General features: G+C 46.2%; 19 protein-coding genes and 1 rRNA gene. 14 read left to right on the forward strand and 6 right to left on the reverse strand.

What is annotated here, in order from left to right:
- Positions 1 to 214: 214 nt before the first annotated feature.
- The 4 genes from rrf (at position 215) to ACYVD4_RS21700 (ending at position 3444) form a co-directional block, all read left to right on the forward strand.
- Positions 215 to 325, forward strand: a 5S ribosomal RNA gene (gene rrf, locus ACYVD4_RS21685).
- 135 nt (positions 326 to 460) lie between these two features.
- Complete coding sequence (locus tag ACYVD4_RS21690; RefSeq protein WP_460949325.1) at positions 461 to 949, forward strand: (2Fe-2S)-binding protein; 489 nt, start codon at positions 461 to 463, stop codon at positions 947 to 949.
- A 2-nt stretch (positions 950 to 951) separates the two neighbouring features.
- Entirely contained in the window at positions 952 to 3102 is a 2151-nt protein-coding gene (locus ACYVD4_RS21695) for a xanthine dehydrogenase family protein molybdopterin-binding subunit (RefSeq protein ID WP_460949327.1), read from the forward strand.
- 45 nt (positions 3103 to 3147) lie between these two features.
- The gene (locus tag ACYVD4_RS21700) at positions 3148 to 3444 is read left to right on the forward strand and encodes an antibiotic biosynthesis monooxygenase family protein (protein ID WP_460949328.1); all 297 of its coding nucleotides are present in this window, start codon (positions 3148 to 3150) and stop codon (positions 3442 to 3444) included.
- A 131-nt stretch (positions 3445 to 3575) separates the two neighbouring features.
- On the opposite strand, the gene ACYVD4_RS21705 is transcribed toward ACYVD4_RS21700, so the two are convergent.
- Positions 3576 to 3950, reverse strand: a complete 375-nt coding sequence (locus ACYVD4_RS21705; protein ID WP_460949329.1) for a DUF3244 domain-containing protein — start codon at positions 3948 to 3950, stop codon at positions 3576 to 3578.
- A 426-nt stretch (positions 3951 to 4376) separates the two neighbouring features.
- On the opposite strand from ACYVD4_RS21705, the gene ACYVD4_RS21710 reads away from it, so the two are divergent.
- The 6 genes from ACYVD4_RS21710 (at position 4377) to ACYVD4_RS21735 (ending at position 8293) form a co-directional block, all read left to right on the forward strand.
- Positions 4377 to 5459 (forward strand): Gfo/Idh/MocA family oxidoreductase, encoded by a 1083-nt coding sequence (locus ACYVD4_RS21710; RefSeq protein ID WP_460949331.1) that lies wholly within the window; start codon positions 4377 to 4379, stop codon positions 5457 to 5459.
- 99 nt (positions 5460 to 5558) lie between these two features.
- The gene (locus ACYVD4_RS21715; RefSeq protein ID WP_460949333.1) at positions 5559 to 6113 is read left to right on the forward strand and encodes an RNA polymerase sigma factor; all 555 of its coding nucleotides are present in this window, start codon (positions 5559 to 5561) and stop codon (positions 6111 to 6113) included.
- Positions 6114 to 6117: 4 nt separating this feature from the next.
- On the forward strand, positions 6118 to 6462 hold the full coding sequence (locus ACYVD4_RS21720; protein WP_460949335.1) for a hypothetical protein: 345 nt from the start codon (positions 6118 to 6120) through the stop codon (positions 6460 to 6462).
- Between the two features lie 355 nt (positions 6463 to 6817).
- Positions 6818 to 7624: a carboxypeptidase-like regulatory domain-containing protein gene (locus tag ACYVD4_RS21725; protein ID WP_460949337.1), complete on the forward strand. Its 807-nt coding sequence runs from the start codon at positions 6818 to 6820 to the stop codon at positions 7622 to 7624.
- 161 nt (positions 7625 to 7785) lie between these two features.
- The gene (locus tag ACYVD4_RS21730) at positions 7786 to 8091 is read left to right on the forward strand and encodes a hypothetical protein (protein WP_460949339.1); all 306 of its coding nucleotides are present in this window, start codon (positions 7786 to 7788) and stop codon (positions 8089 to 8091) included.
- A 4-nt stretch (positions 8092 to 8095) separates the two neighbouring features.
- Positions 8096 to 8293, forward strand: coding sequence for a hypothetical protein (locus ACYVD4_RS21735; RefSeq protein ID WP_460949341.1), 198 nt, complete (start codon positions 8096 to 8098; stop codon positions 8291 to 8293).
- A gap of 99 nt (positions 8294 to 8392) precedes the next feature.
- Here the strand turns inward: ACYVD4_RS21735 and ACYVD4_RS21740 are convergent, their stop codons facing one another.
- Positions 8393 to 10264: a M1 family metallopeptidase gene (locus tag ACYVD4_RS21740; RefSeq protein ID WP_460949342.1), complete on the reverse strand. Its 1872-nt coding sequence runs from the start codon at positions 10262 to 10264 to the stop codon at positions 8393 to 8395.
- Between the two features lie 120 nt (positions 10265 to 10384).
- Between ACYVD4_RS21740 and ACYVD4_RS21745 the strand changes: the two genes are divergently transcribed.
- Together ACYVD4_RS21745 and ACYVD4_RS21750 are read left to right on the forward strand one after the other, a co-directional pair.
- A complete protein-coding gene (locus tag ACYVD4_RS21745; RefSeq protein ID WP_460949344.1) occupies positions 10385 to 11188 on the forward strand; it encodes a hypothetical protein in 804 nt (267 codons plus the stop codon).
- A gap of 297 nt (positions 11189 to 11485) precedes the next feature.
- On the forward strand, positions 11486 to 12073 hold the full coding sequence (locus tag ACYVD4_RS21750) for a DUF4082 domain-containing protein (protein WP_460949346.1): 588 nt from the start codon (positions 11486 to 11488) through the stop codon (positions 12071 to 12073).
- An 81-nt stretch (positions 12074 to 12154) separates the two neighbouring features.
- Here the strand turns inward: ACYVD4_RS21750 and ACYVD4_RS21755 are convergent, their stop codons facing one another.
- Complete coding sequence (locus ACYVD4_RS21755) at positions 12155 to 12814, reverse strand: NAD-dependent epimerase/dehydratase family protein (RefSeq protein ID WP_460949347.1); 660 nt, start codon at positions 12812 to 12814, stop codon at positions 12155 to 12157.
- Positions 12815 to 12924: 110 nt separating this feature from the next.
- Here ACYVD4_RS21755 and ACYVD4_RS21760 point away from each other — a divergent pair, with 110 nt between their 5' ends.
- Entirely contained in the window at positions 12925 to 14298 is a 1374-nt protein-coding gene (locus ACYVD4_RS21760; RefSeq protein ID WP_460949349.1) for an amidohydrolase family protein, read from the forward strand.
- Between the two features lie 189 nt (positions 14299 to 14487).
- Complete coding sequence (locus ACYVD4_RS21765; protein ID WP_460949351.1) at positions 14488 to 15723, forward strand: multidrug effflux MFS transporter; 1236 nt, start codon at positions 14488 to 14490, stop codon at positions 15721 to 15723.
- Between the two features lie 16 nt (positions 15724 to 15739).
- Here the strand turns inward: ACYVD4_RS21765 and ACYVD4_RS21770 are convergent, their stop codons facing one another.
- Genes ACYVD4_RS21770 through ACYVD4_RS21780 form a run of 3 tightly spaced genes read right to left on the reverse strand, consistent with a single transcriptional unit; the run spans position 15740 to position 18657 of the window.
- Complete coding sequence (locus tag ACYVD4_RS21770) at positions 15740 to 16150, reverse strand: antitoxin YezG family protein (RefSeq protein WP_460949352.1); 411 nt, start codon at positions 16148 to 16150, stop codon at positions 15740 to 15742.
- A gap of 34 nt (positions 16151 to 16184) precedes the next feature.
- Positions 16185 to 17363 carry a DEAD/DEAH box helicase gene (locus tag ACYVD4_RS21775; RefSeq protein WP_460949354.1) on the reverse strand — a complete coding sequence of 393 codons (1179 nt, stop codon included), beginning with the start codon at positions 17361 to 17363 and terminating at the stop codon, positions 16185 to 16187.
- Positions 17329 to 18657 (reverse strand): DEAD/DEAH box helicase, encoded by a 1329-nt coding sequence (locus ACYVD4_RS21780; protein ID WP_460949356.1) that lies wholly within the window; start codon positions 18655 to 18657, stop codon positions 17329 to 17331. The genes ACYVD4_RS21775 and ACYVD4_RS21780 overlap by 35 nt, the downstream gene beginning before the upstream one ends.
- Between the last annotated feature and the right edge of the window lie 29 nt (positions 18658 to 18686).

Genomic DNA, 18686 nt, shown 5'->3' on the forward strand with positions numbered 1-18686 from the left:
ACGACGACGTTGATAGGCGGCAGGTGTAGGCTGAGAGATCAGTAGAGCTGAGCCGTACTAATGACCCCGGGAGCGTAGCTTTTGTTTGTTATGATGATGGTTGTGGATAAAGGTGATTGATTTAGCATTGTTTGTCTTTCTCTGTGGGTTATAAGACTAAAGGAATTTAGAGCGACTAGCAGTAGTAGTAAGTAGCTCGAGAATGCATTGTAAGGTTGGTGCTGTTAAGGCGGGTGAACACCTTTTCCATGTCGAACAGAGCCGTTAAGCCCCGTACTGCCGATGGTACTGCTGTCAAAAGTGGGAGAGTAGGTAGGTGCCACCTTCAATATTGAAAGAAGTCCGTTGACCCAGGTGGTTGGCGGACTTCTTCGTTTTATACCCTTTCGATGTGAGTAGAGAAGATAAAGCTGTGCTTTTTCTTATATTAGTTTTCCCTTAGTCAATTCTCTACTATTCAATGGCTATCTTCAAACTACAAATTAACAATCGTAGCTATCGAGCTGACGTTGAGCCCGATACTCCACTGCTGTGGGTATTGCGGGACTCGCTTGGTTTATTAGGTACTAAATACGGCTGTGGCATTGCCCAGTGTGGAGCCTGCACAGTTCACCTGAATGGTGAAGCTACACGATCCTGTGTATTACCGGTGTCAGCAGTTGGTACGTCGAAAGTAACAACTATAGAAGGACTTTCTGCCGATGGTACCCATCCAGTTCAACAGGCCTGGGATAAAGTGGACGTAGCACAGTGTGGCTATTGTCAGGCTGGACAGATAATGACGGCAGCAGCTTTCCTGAAACGCAATCCTAAACCGACGCAGTCTGAAATTGACGATGCTATGACGGGAAATATTTGTCGTTGTGGTACGTATCATCGCATCCGCGAAGCCGTAAAAGTTGCCTCGACTATACCTTCTACGTCTACTAAAACTCAAAAAACGAAATAGCTATGGAAACATTCGCTAATTCAAGCCGACGGAATTTCCTAAAAGCAGCTTCAGTGGCTGGGGGAGGGTTGATTTTAGGTTTTAACTGGAATGAATCAGAGGCTGCCATGGCTAATGGTGGGCTTGCTCCTATATCAGGAGTTGACTTCAATAGCTATCTGTCAATTAATACTCAGGGAATCGTTACTATCCTATCGCCTAACCCGGAAGTTGGGCAGGGAATAAAAACAGCGTTCCCAATTATTGTTGCCGAAGAATTGGATGCCGATTGGACAAAAGTAGTTGTAGAACAGGCACCTCTCGACACTAAGAAATTTGAACGTCAAGTGGCAGGAGGCAGTGGTTCGATACCGCATTCCTGGAAGCGATTGCGCGTAGCTGGTGCAACGGCAAGACAGATGCTGATGGAAGCTGCGGCAAAACGCTGGTCGGTGGCAGTAACCGAGTGTAAAACCAGCAAAGGTTTTGTTACACATCAGGCAAGTAATCGTCGGTTGAGTTATGGCGAATTAGCCACAGAGGCTGCTCAGATTCCTGTTCCAACGGATGTTCCACTGAAACAGAAAAAGGACTATACACTGATTGGAACTACGGTTAAGAACGTCGATAATCCGAAAATCATAACTGGGAAACCATTGTTTGGTCTTGATTTTTATCGGGAAGGGATGCTCTTTGCCATGCTTCAGCGTCCGGCGTTTGGCTATAAACTGAAATCCGTAAATACGGAAGCTGTAAAAACCATGCCCGGAATTGTCAATGTCGTCACGTTCGATAATAACGTAGCGGTTGTTGGCAAATCGACCTGGCAGGTAAAAAAAGCGAAGGATGTCTTAAAAATTGAGTGGGAGAAGGCCGATAATCTGGAAAGTACTTCTGATCATAACCGCCTGTTCAAGGAAATGCTCGACAGTTCGGAGGCAACCGTTCGCCGGAAAGATGGCGACGTTGAGACGGCTTTCAAAAATGCAGCAAAGGTTATTAAATCAGAATACCAATGCCCTTTTCTGCCGCATAGCCCATTAGAACCCATGAATTTTTTTGCGCATGTACGTAGCGATGGTGCAGAATTGGTAGGGCCCACTCAAACACCTGAACTGGCACGTAACGAAACTGCAAAATTGCTGGGTATATCTCCCGATAAAGTAACTGTTCAGCTTACGCGAATGGGGGGCGGTTTTGGTCGCCGACTTAAAGCTGACTACGTAATAGAAGCAGTACAGGTTTCAAAGCTCGTAAATGCACCGGTGAAACTAACCTGGACGCGTGAAGATGATATGACAGGTGGCAGCTATCGGCCAGCAGTACGTTATCGGTTCGAAGCAGCGCTTGATGCACACGGTATGATGATTGGTTATAAACTTCGTGGAGCGAGCATAAATGCGGGAAATGCAACCCGTGAAGATAATTTCCCTTCAGGTGCTGTTGATAACCTGCTTATTGACAGCGTAGACCATAAATCACCAATTACTACGGGTCCATGGCGAGCGCCCATTACGAATTTTCTAGCATTTGCCGAACAGTCGTTTCTCGATGAAGTAGCACAGGCAGCTGGGAAAGATCCTGTTCAATTCCGGCTTGAATTGCTCGATAAAGCGAAGCAGAAACCAGCGGGTGCCATCAAATACGATATCGACCGTATGAAAGGTGTTATCGAACTGGCGGCCGAAAAATCGGGATGGGGCAAAAAGAAAGGCGCTGACGGAAAATTATTGGCACAAGGATTTAGCGTTTATTTTTCGCACCGTTCCTACGTAGCGCAGGTTGGTGAAGTTGTGATGCAAAAAGGAAAGCCTGTACTTCAGAAAGTGTATTCAGCCGCTGATTGTGGTGTGGTCGTAAATCAGAGCGGGGCTCAGCAACAGGTGCGTGGGTGTGTAGTCGATGGAATTGGCCATGCCATGTATGGGAAACTTACGTTTAAAGAAGGCGTACCCGAACAAAAAAATTTCAATGACTACCGGCTCATAAGGCTAAATGAAATTCCTGAAGTAGAAGTACATTTTGTTGAAAACGAAATCGAACCCACCGGTTTAGGCGAACCTTCGCTGCCTCCTGCCGGTGCGGCTGTTGCCAATGCCATTTTTAAGGCTACAGGCAAGCGGTTACGTGGTCAGCCGTTTATCGAACAGGATGAGTTCAAAGGTGTATCCTAGTTATGCATAATAGTACCTATTCTCTTCATTTTAACCCAAAAATGTATGTTCGCGCGTGTCATTCAATTTCCAATGCATCCCGAAAGTATTACTGAGGCAGTAGCTTATTTCAAGGATTCGGTTGGGCCAGAATTGAAAAAAATTGAAGGTTTCAAGAACGGAAGAATCCTGACGAATCCCGAAACCAGCAAAGGGCTGATGGTAACGATATGGGAAACCGAGGCTCATCGGAAAGCTGCCGAAACCAGTGGCTTTCTACAGGGTGTTCTCAAGCAGATGGGAAGTTATTTTGCTGGACCACCCACCGTCGATTACTATGAAGTCAACGTGCAGGTAAGTTAATGAGTACGTTTGAAGAATAACGTAACAACAACAAAGTCCCCTAATACAGCACGTAGCACTGTTTTTAGGGGACTTTATTGTAAAACTAACTATTGATGAATAGTAGTTTGCAGATACGTTTGCCGTACTGTTTACTGCATGGCAACTAAGCGTACAGGTTTCTGTACAGGCTTGGTTGATAGATTCAATTGCTTCCGAACACTGCCATTGTCGGATTTAAATTCTAGCTCATACGTTCCGTCAGCCAGATCGTTAACATCTAGTTTTACCCCATAGGCTGCTTCTTTTTTACTAATGGGTTGCCAATAGATTATTTCATGCTGATTGTTACGTAGAAAAATTGTAACGGCAACGTCTGTACTCTTCTGAACGACCACACGAATCTGGTTGTTGGTCATAACGTATGCATTGGCTTCAAACGATAATGTACTGGGCGTAGTCGGGTTCGTTAACGTAGCGGCACTCATCAGAAGAGAAACGGCTACTTTGCTCATTAGTGAAAACATGGTAGTGTACTGTTTAAAGAGGTTGTAAGATTTGTTGTTTGTTCATCTTAAGTGAGCCAACGATTGTGCCAAATGTTTAAAGTGCTTAAAATCAATATTTTATGGATAGAGCACTTTTCGGATTTCGTCCGCACTCGGACAATCTTCGTTCACTTGCGGACAAAAGTAGTAGGCGAGTTCTCGACCTTGAAGAGAAGGTAGGCTGAGTCGTATTAATCGGTAGGTGAACCGGATAAATAGGAAAATCAACCGTATTAATAGAGGAAGAAACCTATTGATAATCAATGCGTATACTTGAAAATAAGCTTTACTACGTAGTAGAAAGTGAGTAGTGTATCTGTTTGCTATGTAGCTATAGTTTCAGATCGACACGGTATTTTTGCGGGCTCTCCAAAATGAGCCAATCATTCGACTTGTAAATTCATTATGTCAACCTTATCTAAATCTCTGCGTGTGCTTGTTGTCGGTTGTGGCAATATGGGGTCTTCGCACGCTATTGCTTATCAGACAATTGACGGATTTGAAATCTGCGGTATTGTATCGACCGGGAACAGTAAGGTTGTTCTCAACGAGCGATTGGGAGGTGGATACCCTTTGTTCGATGATTACGCAACGGCCCTCGTTGAGACAAAACCCGACGCTGTTTGTATTTCGACTTACCCGGATACACACGAAACCTTTGCCGTTATGGCTTTTGAGCAAGGATGCCACGTATTTATCGAAAAACCTGTTGCCGATACCGTAGAAGGTGCGCAGCGAGTGGTAGAAGCGGCTGAAAAGGCAGGTAAAAAATTGGTGGTAGGCTACATTTTGCGTCATCATCCCTCGTGGGAAAAATTCGTGGAAATTGCCCGCGAAATGGGAAAACCGCTCGTAATGCGCATGAACCTCAACCAGCAGAGTCATGGAACAATGTGGACCGTTCATCGCAATCTGATGAAAAGTCTTAGCCCAATTGTCGATTGTGGCGTTCACTATATTGATGTAATGTGTCAGATGACCCGTTCGAAACCGATTCAGGTAAACGCCATAGGTGCCCGCCTAACAAACGATATTCCAACTGATAATTACAATTATGGTCAGTTGCAAATTCGTTTTGAAGATGGATCGGTTGGCTGGTACGAAGCTGGTTGGGGGCCTATGATGAGCGAAACGGCCTTCTTTGTGAAAGACGTAATTGGGCCGGAAGGCTGCGTATCTATCGTAGCAAAAAATGCGGGTGGAACCGGGAAATCGGATAATGTTGATTCGCATACAAAAACCGAATCGTTACGTGTACACCGCGCAGCCCTTAACAATCAGGATCAGTTTGTTGAAGAAGATACTTGGATTGATATGCAGGATGAGCCTGATCATCAGGAGCTTTGTAATCGGGAGCAACGTTATTTCCTGAAAGCCGTTAACGAAAATATCGATCTTACCGATCACATGCAGGATGCTGTCAATAGCTTACGAATTGCCTTCGCCTGTGATGAATCGGTTAGAACGGGGCAGCCGGTTCTGTTATAAAACTAGGCCCCGACAGGCTCCGGCTGTCGGTTGTAATTACATGATTAGTCGCGATAGCGATTCCGACAGCCGGAGCCTGTTGGGGCCTACGAACGTAGCATGGCCGACGACGCACCCAAACGAACCATAGTAACAACTGTTAAACAGTATAGCAATAAGCTGTTACGGTTTATTCGTGGGCAGGTGCGTTCAGACGAAGATGCCGAAGATATTTTGCAGGATGTCTGGTATCAGTTGAGCAAAGTGGTCAATCTCGATGAAATCGGTAGCATGAGCGGCTGGCTTTATCAGGTAGCGCGTAATCGAATTGTCGATACGTATCGTCGGCGAAAAGAAGACTCGATGAGCGATTTAACAATTGATGATGAAGACGATGAGTTTCGCTTTCGTGATATTTTGCTGGCCGATGCGCATACACCTGAAGATCAGTTTTTTAAAGATATTTTCTGGGAAGAACTGATGCGTGCGCTCGACGAACTGCCCGAAAATCAACGTAACGTTTTTGTCTGGAATGAGCTGGAAGACAAAACTTTACAGGAAATTGCTGATCAGACTAACGAGAATCTGAAAACCATTATCTCCCGAAAACGCTACGCCGTGCAGCATCTCCGAAAGCGGCTGCAAGCATTGTATAACGAACTGGATAATCTGTAAACGTATGGAATCTCCTTATTCAAGACGTCGTCGCCGTCCGTTTCTCTTCCCATTCTTTCTGTTCGCTTTTCTGGCGATTACAGGAATCGTCTACTGGCTCTGGAATAACGTATTGGTTGATGTAACCACAGTTAAGCGGGTAACTTACTGGCAGGCCATGGGTTTATTGATTCTGTCCAGGATTCTGGTAGGTGGATTTCGATTTGGTCCTCCAAAAGGCGGTCATTCATGGAAAGAAGCATCTCAGTTGCGGGAAAAATGGCGTAGCATGAGTGAAGAAGAACGCGCACGATTTAAAAGCGAATGGCGTCGGCGTGGTCCTTGGGGGCATAAAGGTCGAAACGAGTAAAGCATATGGCGCACCAAAAGCCTATCTTGTACGTAGCAGTTATCGGTTGAAACAGGGTATTTATCTATGTCTTTGGTTCGGCTGTCTACTTCATTTTTCTGATTCATTGAATCGGGGCAATTTTGAAATTCGATTAATAGATATGAATAAGTAAAGCGGATTCGCCCTGTGAGTTCGCTTTTTTTTGACTACTACGATTCATTCATGTATGTTGTCAATTGGTAACTCTCCTAAATCAATTGGCGTTTTTTTCTATTGGTTTGCCTGACCACACGTAGCAGCTTTGCATGTCAGTGTATGATTCCTGACGAGTTGATAAATCCTCTTCTCAATTCAATAAGCTGTAAGCAACATCATGAACAATCGTTTATCTATCCGAGTCTTTGTTGGCGCTGTCTTGCTGACAATGAGCAGTCTGTTAACGCTGAGTGCTTGTGAAAACAACTCGCCTAAACCCGATGAAGGCAATTCACCTACAAACGGCAATACGTTGGCCGGAAAAGCAGGTTACCTTGTTGGAACAGTTACCGACCCACAAGGCAAACCGTTGTCTCGTGCTACGATTTATATCGATAATACTGTAGTGAAAGGGCGTGGCGCAGAAGTGAATTCATCCTCAAATGGTACGTATCAAATACAACTCGTAAAAGATCTGGGGCAATGGATCGCCAAAGGTTATATGCTAAAACAGTATAACGACCGGGTTTATAAAATCAACCTCGACCCTGAAAATCCGGATTCATTTGCGGAGAATGAAAAACCCGTTCGCAATTTTCAGTGGAAGTTAACCGGCCATATTCCCGACCTGAGTCTGGATTTATACTACGGCGGTACGGTCGAAATGTTCCGCGACCCGAACGTAATCGACTTAAACGACAACGAAAATATTGAATTTACCTTCAAACCTGTTGGCCCTTTAATTGATGGCTCTACCGGTAAAACGCTGACATTACGTAGTAAAAAACGCTACGACTCCTTTATCCGAGACGTACCAATAGGTCGCTATCAGGTTTCGGCTGTTTATAAACCTACAGGCAAAGCGTTGCGGGTAAATAATGTTTTTGAAGATGGTGAATATGCAGCATCAGTTACGGTTGATTTTACGGGCCGTGAATCGGCGACTCGTGCCAATATGATGGGAATCGGCTACACGAACCGGTAGCTAACGTAGTGGCTGATAATCAGTAGAATCCTTGCAGGTTTAACCTGCGAGGATTTTTTTATGTGGGCGAAAAAAAAGTCGTAAAAAACGTGGTATCTGTAAAGTAATTTCCGGACAAAACCGTCATCCTCTTTGTAAACACGTAACAACATACAAAGACGATGAACAACACCTTATTAAAATCAATTCTGGCAGGTTTACTCATAGGAGTGGCCCTGTTTATCATGCCGTTCTTTCTGCTGCGGTTTTTTGTATTCCTGTTCATTATTGGCCTTTTATTCCGACTCTTTGGTGGTGGTCGTCGGAGAGGTTGGGGGCGTAGGTGGGGACATGGACCAATGCCCGCTTTCGCCGACCGGATTCGCCAGATGAGCGATGAAGAATACGATGCGTTCAAACAACGCTATTCTGGAAATTGCTACCGAAACGATTTTTCAAAAGAAAATAAGACACCTGAAAATCAATAAACTAATGAGACAACGCTTAAATCCCTGGGTGGTTGTAGTAACGGCTGCCCTTACCTTCGGAAGTCTGATGGCATTTATAGGCCCTCGCTCATTCGGCCCCCGCTACTGGGGACATCACGGTTATGACCGGGGTGGGCATTGCGAAAGCGGGCATTTTGAGAAAGCCCACAAGCATAGCCAACCTGATTCTGTAGGATTGTAGTTTGAGTTTTAGTATTAGGAGCGAGGAGTGAGTAGAGAGGAGTAATTGACGTTGTACCTACATTCTATCTATCACTCCTCGCTCCTAATACTAAAAAACTCACATCTTCTTTACATTATTACTCAAATCGGCATCCATAAAAATGCCGCCGTCCAGTTTTACCGACTCGACTTTTTTGTTGGTTGCTAATTTGATAACAGTCTGTTTCTGATTGGTTTGCCAGATGGCTGGTGTCTGATGATACGTGTGCGTAGATCCATCGGCGAACGTAACAATTACATCAACCGGCGCTACGTAGCCACCGATGTTTTCGAGCGTAACGGTTGTCTGTGAAGCTGTTGTTGCTACGTTCTTAATGCTGTAGTCAATGTAGTTATTGCTGAAAAACCAGTTGCTCCAGAACCAGTTGAGGTCTTTGCCAGTAGCGTTGTTGAACGTATTGAACATATCCCAGGGCGTTGGATGCTTGCCATGCCAGCGGTTGATAAATTCATGCAATCCTTTTTTGAATGCTACGTCGCCCAGTAACTCCTTGAGAGCCAGATAACCTAAAGCTGCTTTTCCGTATTCATTATTGCCCATCGCGGCACCACTCAGTACGTTGGTAGGCGTGATGATCGGCAAATCTTCCTCGGCCGATGGGTCGTTTATCCAATAATTGACCCGAAACTGTTGGAAGTTTTTGGTAGCTTGTTCATTGCCCAAATCCGACTGACTGATCAGGTATTCAAACGCAGTTGTCCAGCCTTCGTCCATAAAACCATAGCGAGTTTCATTGATACCCATATAGAATGGAAACCACGTATGCGCAATTTCGTGCTCGGCTACAAACCGGGAGAAGTTCAGGTCAGGAGTGCTGCTATCGTTTACCATCATCGGGTATTCCATGTCGGCAAACCCCTGAACGAGCATCGTTTTCGGGTATGGATAGGGCAGGCCGGGCCAGTTATTCGAAAACCAGTCGAGCGAATGTCGACCAAAGCTGACCATCTGGTGAAAGTCAGCCGCATCGTCTTTAAAAGCTGCCTGTACGCTGGCTCGTCGGCCGGTTGTTTTATCGACCACTACGCTCGAAGCATCCCAAACGTATTGATTACTAATGCACAACGCCATGTCGGGTACGTAACTGCCTTTCCAGCGCCAGGTGTTCGTCGGTTGCTGCGTCGTTACGTTCCGAGATGCTACGTCCTGAGCCGTGGCTACGTGAATCAGCGAATCGGTTTTCATGGATTCGGCCAGGCGTTTGGCATAGGTGGGCTGTAATACCTCGTTGGGATTTAGAAGATCGCCTGTGGCCCAGACGAGGTAATCTTTAGGAACGGTTACGTTAAGCGTATAGTGGTTAAAGTCGCTGTAGAACTCCTGCGCTTCTGTGAAATTGGTTTGGTCCCAGCCATAATAATCGTCACGGACAGCCACGCGCGGGTAGAAATAAGCTAGAAAAAATGTAGTTGAATCGAGCACACCTTCCCGGCCGCTTTCAATCGATACGTCGTAATGCCAGTCGAACGTAACCTTAACCGAGTCGCGGGGCATCAGCGGTTTGGTTAGCTGCATCGGGTGCCACGTACCAACGCCTTCACTCGGCCATTGACGCGCTACGTTATTTTCGGTGTATTTGTCGATGTGTATGCCCGAGGTAAGGTAGTTGTCTGATGCCTGATTCTGGCGAATGGCTCCCGGTTTGTGGCTATTAATGAACAACTTAAATACGAGTGCCTTCAATGTATCGGGACTATTGTTGATATACGTAATTGTTTCGTTGCCCTGAATAGTACGGCTTGGTGGGGCTGTATTGATGTTGATGGCGTAGCGAGCTGTGTTTTGCCAGTAATTTTTACCGGGTTTTCCATCCATCGACCGCGTACCTTTTTGATAGGCCTTTTTGACATTGCGAGGCATATAGAGCGACTGAGCTTGCAACAGACCCGATGTCGATAGCAGTAAGTAGAGAAAAATAAGTCTTTTCATACAGTATTTCGGCGTAATAAAACGAATTCGTAACGAATGGCTAAGCTACAATAAAAGCAAGCTGTACGTTACGTCGACTAGTATAAACGGTAAAATTTATAAAGCGGTAACTCTAAAAATATGCAGACCTATTGTTTGTCCGGGATTATGTCGGTAGTCTTACTGATGACCTGTGTGACCATTAATTATGGACAAAAAGCACAGGAAATCAAGCGGTTCCAACCGAAGCAAGTGCAGCAGGGCGTAGCCGTTGATCAGACGTATTTCTACGTTGTGAACAACCACTCATTAACGAAACATACCAAAACCGATGGCAAACAGGTCGCTGCGTGGCAGGATACGACGGGCTTGTTGAAACACATGAATAGCGGGGTAGTGGTTGGCCAGAAACTGTATTGTACGCACTCAAACTATCCCAACGTACCGATGGCTAGTTCCATCGAAATTTTCGATACCGCAACGCTACGTCATATAGGTAGTCATAGTTTTGGACTATTTTCCGGTTCGGCAACCTGGGCCGATTTTTACAAAGGATACTGGTGGGTTGCCTTTGCCAATTATTCGGACAAAGCTATGGCCGAAGGGCGCGACAATCGCTGGACAACGCTGGTGAAGTTTACCGAAAACTGGCAGCAACTCGAGGTCTGGACATTCCCCGAAAACGTATTACAGGCATTTGCCCCAAAAAGCACGTCGGGCGGAACATGGGCGCCAGATGGCCTGATCTATTGCACGGGCCACGACAAGCCCGAACTCTACGTACTGAAACTCCCCGAGCGTGGTTCTGTATTACAATACGTGAAAACCATTCCGACCATCAGCGAAGGGCAAGCGTTCGCCATTGACCGCAGTCGTAAAGATAAACTTGTGTTTTACGGTATAACACGTAACGATAATTACGTTATCGTGTCGGTTGTAGAGTAGACGTAGTGTTGAATGAATTTGATCAAGGAAAAGAAAACGTCTCGACTTAAAAATCAGCGTCTCTCGAAATGGAGCGTTTTTGAAACGCTAACTTTTTAATATCTGTCCAATCTAATAAGTAGACTACGACCGAGTTTAGTAATGGGTTGAGAGCCGGTGGCTTAATAATTCTACCTTTCACTCAGTGAAATTAGGCTGAACACAAGTGGTTTGTTACGTTTGATTTCTGAACCGATGCCCGTTTTGACAGGCTGCGGTGGGTGGATTCCAAATGTCAAACTACAAACTTCCGTTACTATGAAAAATCTAGGGGTGTGTGGACTATTGCTGCTTACGGCAAGCCTAACCAGTTGTAGTAAGAAGGAAGCTCCTAAACCAGCCGAAAACCCGATAACTACCTTCGTTAGCGAACAATTGCAGACATTGAAATTAGTGGAATTTCGGGAAAATAGCTTTCGAGAGTCGGGGGTGGTATTTAGCAGTTCCGTCGCCGGTAAACTCACCCAGCTGGGGAGTAACCTGCCCGACGCTGGTTTTTATGTTGTCACGGTCTGGGACTTCGATAGTGGAAAAGTATTGCTACAAAAAACGGTGGAGCAACAGATCCCTAACAAACTAACACTCACCGACACAGAGGTAGTGCCGCTGACAATCAACAAGAAATACTTAATCAGCATCAACAACAAATCGGGCCAGCGCGGCCAGGGATCGTTCACCCAAGCTTTTAAAGCCAGTGGAGGGAATATTCTGCCAGCCACTCAAGGCAACATCACCATGCATGGCAGTCGCTCCGGCGGTGGCAGTACGGTTGCCTTTCCAACCTCCTCGTTGAACCAGTTCAGCTTACTTAATGGCTTTCCCGAGTTCACGTTTATCCCCGACTGAGCCACTGCTCGCTTGAAAGTTTTGCCTATACAACCGAGTCGTGACGATTTTTATATCTTTTGCACTCTATTAGTCGATTAATCAGGGTTTTGCTACTTGAACAATGTCTTTCACTTCCAGAATTTTTTTTGAGCCTCCTTTAGTTGCTATGTTGATCATGGCTTGCCCAACTTCGGCCAGTGTGCAGAAACCACTCGGAAAAACTGCGCGTCCAATCGGGTATAACCAGCCGAGGTATTTATAGCCGCTGAGGGTATTTTTTAGGCCGGGTGTCGGTTTCATAAAGCCGGGCCTGAACATATAAGCGTTTTTAAACAGTTGCATCAACGCATTTTCGGTGGCCCCTTTCACCCGTGCCCACGCAACACGACCTTGCTCGGTGCTGTCGGTACCACTACCTGATACGTAGCAGAACGTAAGGTCAGGATTGTCTTTGGCCAGGATTTCGGCCATATGCATGGTCAGGTCGTAGGTCAGACGTTTATATTCTTCTTTGCTCATGCCGACCGACGATACGCCCAGACAGAAAAAGCAGGCGTTATAGCCTTTTAGCTGCGATTCTATTGGGGTAAGGTCGAAGAAATTCTTATGAACAATCTCGCGAACTTTAGGGTGCGATACACCTGAGGGTTTTCGATTGATGAGTAGTATTTCGGAAACATCGGGGTGATTCAGGCATTCATGCATAACCCCTTCGCCAACCATGCCTGTAACCCCGGTAATGATCGCTTTTATTTTCATGCTATTGAAAGCAAAACAGCCTATTGTTTGTTGGGTGAAATCGATAATTTTACAAAAAGCCAAGTTAACTTATTCTATTGATTATCGACGCTTCTTAATCCGTTCAAATCATGCGTACTTCCTTTTTTACCTTGTTTTTGTTACTGATAATAACTCCATGTACACTGATTCTGGCGCAGGAGTTAACTAGTAACCAGCAACGCGAGATTGTTTTTCGACGGGTAAACGTAATTCCGATGGATCGGGAGCGGGTTATCGAAAATCAGACGGTTGTTGTGAAAAATGGACGTATCACGGCGCTTGGTAACGAAGGCAGTATAAAATTCGGCAAAGACGCGTTGATTGTTGACGCAAAAGGTAAATACCTGACACCGGGCTGGGCCGAAATACACGCGCACGTACCACCTATCGACGATATAGAGCCGATGAAAGAAGTACTGACGCTCTACCTCGCCAATGGCATTACAACCATTCGGGGTATGTTGGGCCACCCGAAACATCTGGAGCTACGTAGTAAAATCAACAATGGTGAAATTCTCGGCCCTCACTTCTACGCAACAGGACCATCGTTCAATGGCCAAACGGTGAAAACGGCCGAACGCGGTGCCGAAATGGTACGTGAACAAAAAAAGGCGGGCTACGACTTTTTAAAATTACACCCCGGTCTGACTAAAGAAACCTTTCCGGCCATTGCTAAAACGGCACACGAGGTCGGTATTCCGTTTGTCGGGCACGTATCGTTCAACGTAGGTGTCTGGCGTGCCATCGACGCCAATTATTCATCCATTGATCACCTCGATGGTTTTATTGAAGCCATTACACCCGGTTCTGATACGTTGGTGGAGCGGGAAACAGGTCAGTTTGGTGCCTGGATTGCCTATCGTGCCGATCCATCGCGGATTCCGAAACTGGTAAATGGCTTGCGTGAACATCATATTCGAGTAGTGCCTACGCAGGCGCTGGCCGAGCGTTGGCTATCGCCGATGTCGGCCGAAACCTATACAAAAGCACCGGAGATGAAATACATGAAACCGTCTGATATTCAGAGCTGGACTAACGCAAAAAACAATTACAACAACAATCCGAACTTCACGAAAGAGCATGCCGAAAAACTGATCGAGATTCGCCGGAAACTAATTTTAGCCTGCCAGAAAAATGGGGTTGATTTATTACTAGGTTCCGACGCGCCACAGGTTTTCAACGTACCGGGTTTTTCGATTCATCACGAAATGAAATACATGGTCGATGCGGGGCTTACGCCATACGAAACGTTACGTACTGGAACCGTCAACGTAGCGTCTTATCTTAAGAAAGCTGACTCGGGAACGATCAAAACCGGCAACGTATCGGATTTGGTTTTGCTCAATGGCAATCCCCTGAACGATATTGGTCAGACACGTAACATTGAAGGCGTTATGATCGGTACCAACTGGCTTCCGAAAGCGTACATCCACGCTGAGCTTAAGAAGCTGGAAAAGAATTAATTGGGGTGTTTAGCAAATGGGAAATATACTCAAAAATTCAGCCCAGAAAATATCTATTAAATAGGAAATAAGCAAGATCCTGTTTTTAAGTATTCGTACGTTTAATAAGATAATTAAGTGATAATTACAGGATTGGAACCATTCAGCTCCTGCTGAATGTCTTTACTATAGTATCACTTTTTTGTTTTCATGACCCGTCGTCAGCACTTTGTTATTATTCTGATTTTAGGGACGCTTTCCACCATCAGTCCATTTTCCATCGACATGTATTTGCCGGGTTTCCCGGCTATTGCCAAAGACCTGAATACATCTATTTCGCAGGTTCAATTATCGTTAACGGCTTACCTGATTGGCATTGCTGTTGGGCAGCTTCTGTACGGCCCTTTGCTCGACCGTTTTGGTCGGAAATTGCCTTTGTATGCTGGTCTTCTGATTTATGCCGTAGCCTCGGTTGGGTGCGCGTTTGCTACGTCGATTGAAATGCTGATCGGTATGCGGCTCTTGCAGGCACTGGGCGGTTGTGTAGGCTTAGTGGCGGCTCAGGCGCTGGTGCGTGACTTATTTCCGGTCGGGCAAATAGCGCAGGTTTTTTCGTTGCTCACACTCGTGGTAGCGGTTTCGCCGATGATTGCGCCAACTGTTGGCGGTTATGCTACGTTAGCATTTGGCTGGCATTCGATCTTCCTGATTCTGGCTGTTATAACTATTTTGATTATGCTGGGCAGCTACGTAGCATTGCCGAACGGTAAAGCTCCTGATGCTACGATTTCGCTACGTCCGAAAGCGGTAATGAGCAGTTTTCTGACCGTAATGAAACAACCCCAGTTTCTGACGTATGCGCTGGTAGGTGGCATTGCTACGGCGGCTCCGTTTGCGTATCTGGCTGGTTCGTCCGACGTGTTTATGAATATATATCACGTTAGTGCACAGGAATATGGCTGGATTTTCGCCTTCTTATCCGTTGCTATTATTGGACCAACCCAACTGAATCGGGTTCTGTTGAAACGCTATAGCAGCGAGCAGATTATTTTCACTACGTTAGCGTATCAGTCCGTAGTTGGTTTAGTGATGGTCATCGGCACATGGGCGGGCTGGTTTGGAGAATACGGCCTGATTACCATGCTGTTTCTGTTTTTTCTAGGGCAGGGCATAACCGGGCCAAACGCATCGGCTTTGTCGCTGGCTCCGTTCACGCGTCATGCTGGTAGTGCGGCCGCGCTGATGGGCAGTTTCCGAATGGGTTTCGGCGCTTGTATATCGGCAGCTGTGAGTATACTGCATAACAACACGGCCCTACCAATGGTGGGCGTAATGACGGGCTGTATTTTTCTGGGTATGGTCGTTCTGCTATTGAGCCAGTACGCTGTTACGTATCGGCGTAGACGTAGCGAGATTGACGAATCGATGCCAGAAGTCGTGCTGTAAGAACTAGCGTTGTTAGCTAGTTCTTTGGCTCATCCGGTGAACCATATTTTGCTTCGCGGATGGCCATCCATTCATGGGCCGTACCACCGTTGCTGAAATGGTCATCTTCGTCCTGAATTTCCTGATCCCAGCTAAAATCAGCCGTAAATTTCCCGTCAACTGTCAGGTCAATTTGTAGTTGGTTGAAATCAGACTGGCCTTCGTTTTTACGCTGAACATACAACTGTTGCACAGCTTCGGTGACCTCTTCCGGGAAGTCGGTTAGCAACGGCTGGGCTTCGCCGTCGGGTGTCAGGTATATACCGCCAAATTCAATCTCCTGACCATTTGCGAAAAAATGAATCGTAAGGCGGGCAATAGTCCAGTTGTCAGGAATAACTGAGCTGATGGCATCGGTCAATACGTCGTAAATATCATTCGTTGTCATACGTTCGTTGAGCTTCGTGAGTGATAAAAAATCGTTAAAAGCCGTGTAAATCTACCTCTTTGGTATCGACCTGTTCAACGCGTTTGCCCATCTTCTTCTGAATGATTTTAAAATGGTGCTCGTCGTCGGGTGTTATCAGTGAATAGGCTTTTCCTGTTGCTTCAGCGCGACCCGTCCGGCCAATTCGGTGCACGTAGTCTTTGGGTGAGCGGGGTAAATCGAAATTAATCACGTAAGGAAGTCGCTGAATATCAATGCCTCGTGCCAGCAGATCTGTGGCGACCATAACGGTCAATTTACCCGATTTGAATTGATGAAGTACTTCCGTTCGAACGTTTTGTCCTTTCTGTCCGTGAATAGCGGCCGCCTGAATCCCATTTTTGGTAAGCTTGGTGACCAGATTATCAGCCGTTCGGGTCGATGAAACAAAGACCAGCACCTGGTCCATCTTCTCAGTTTTGATGAGGTAACGTAAAAGCGGCCCTTTGCGCTCCGGGTCAACTTTATAGGCCAACTGTTCGATCAAATCCAGATTGGTGTCTTCTTCAACCACTTCTATTTTGATCGGATTTCGCAGTAACGTAGCGTTGATCTGCTGAATGGAGTCGCCGAGCGTTGCTGAAAAGAGTATAGTCTGTCGATTCTTGGGTAAGCGTTTGAACAGTTCGTCCATTTCGTCGGCAAAACCGAGTTCGAGCATTTTATCGGCTTCGTCGAGCACCAGAATTTCAACGTCCGACAGGCGTAGCGCGTTCTGGGCCAGCAAATCCAGTAACCGACCGGGCGTGGCAACCACAATGTCGGCACCATGAACTGCCTGCATCTGCGGATTGATGGATACGCCCCCATACACCGCCACAGTTTTTACTTTCGGAAACAGGTGAGTTCCCAGATTCTGGAAAACCTCAGCAACCTGTCCGGCTAGTTCACGCGTGGGAACCAGCACCAATACGCTGGCAAATCGGCTGCTAACGTTTTTGGTTCGGTGAAACAGTTCCAGAATAGGTAAAACGAAGCTGGCGGTTTTACCAGAGCCAGTTTTGGCGATACCCAGAATATCCTTTCCACGCAAAATAGGCGGAATGGCGTCCTGCTGAATCGGATAGGGGCGTGTATATTGCTGATCGGCAATGGCGTCGAGCAGAGGCTCCGATAAACCAAGGGCTTTGAATGAGAGCTTATTTTTTTCCGCTTCGCTTAATGGGTCGACCATATTTTTTCATTTTTTCGGCTGCATAATCGCGCCGGACATTTACTTTTTTGTTTTTCGCTATTTTTTCATGGAAAGCCGGGCCAACATCCTCCCGTTTCGGTGCTTTCACTTCCACCGATGGCATATGGATTTTTGGCTTCTCAGCTTCGGTTAGTTCATCAGATACCGCAACATTAGCCGGAAAATCGAGTAGTGGAATCTGGTAATTCATCAACGATTCAATAGCTTCCTGACGTTCCTCATCGGTGGGCGTTATGAACGTAGTGGCAATGCCCTGCTGATCGGCACGGCCCGTTCGGCCAATGCGGTGAATATAGCTTTCCGGTACGTCGGGCATGTCGAAATTAACCACGTGCGACACTTCTGCTACGTCTAATCCACGGGCAATAATATCGGTAGCAATCAGGATGCGATACGTTCCGTCTTTAAATTTGTCAACGGCGTCGAACCGCTGATTCTGCGCTTTATTGGAATGGATAACCCCCGTTTGTTCGGGGAATTCGGCGTCGAGTTTTTCGTATAGCTGATTTGCCAGTTCTTTAGTCGCCACAAAAACCAATACTTTGGTCATGCTGCTATCCTGACGTAGCAGATGTTCCAGCAGATTAACTTTCGTGTAAAAGTTAGGAACCTGATAGGCCGACTGCGCAATATTTTCGAGGGGCGTACCAACGGGCGCGGCTTCTACCCGAACCGGATTTGTAAAGAACGTATCAATTAACTGCTCTACGTCGGCGGTTAGCGTAGCCGAAAAAAGTAGGTTCTGCCGTTTCGGTGGGAGCAGGTCGAGAATCGTTTTTAACTGCGTGCGAAAGCCGAGATTCAGCATTTCATCGACCTCGTCGATAACCAGTTTTTTAATAGCCTTCGTTTTTAACGTACCGTTCGACAGTAAATCGACCAGCCGACCGGGCGTTGCTATCAGAATATCCAGCCCTTTTTGCACCTCGGCCACTTGCGGTTTCAGATTCACACCGCCATAAATACCAACTGTAGTTAGGTTCATGTAAGTAGTTAACTGATTGACCGTTTCCTGTACCTGAACAACCAGCTCACGCGTGGGCACAATAATGAGCAGTTGAACCAGTTTCTCTTTCGAAAACTGTAGCTGGCGCAGACAGGGAAGTAGATAAGCCAGCGTTTTTCCGGTACCCGTTTGTGCAAGACCGCACACATCTCTGCCCGACATCACTACCGAAAATACATTCTGTTGAATGGTTGTCGGTGTTGTATACCCCAGATCGTTCAGGGCGTTGATCAGCGGTTTATTCAGATTCAGGTCGTCAAACGTCATGGCGTGCTCGCTTCTATTTGAGCACGAAG

Source organism: Spirosoma daeguense, from assembly GCF_054776875.1.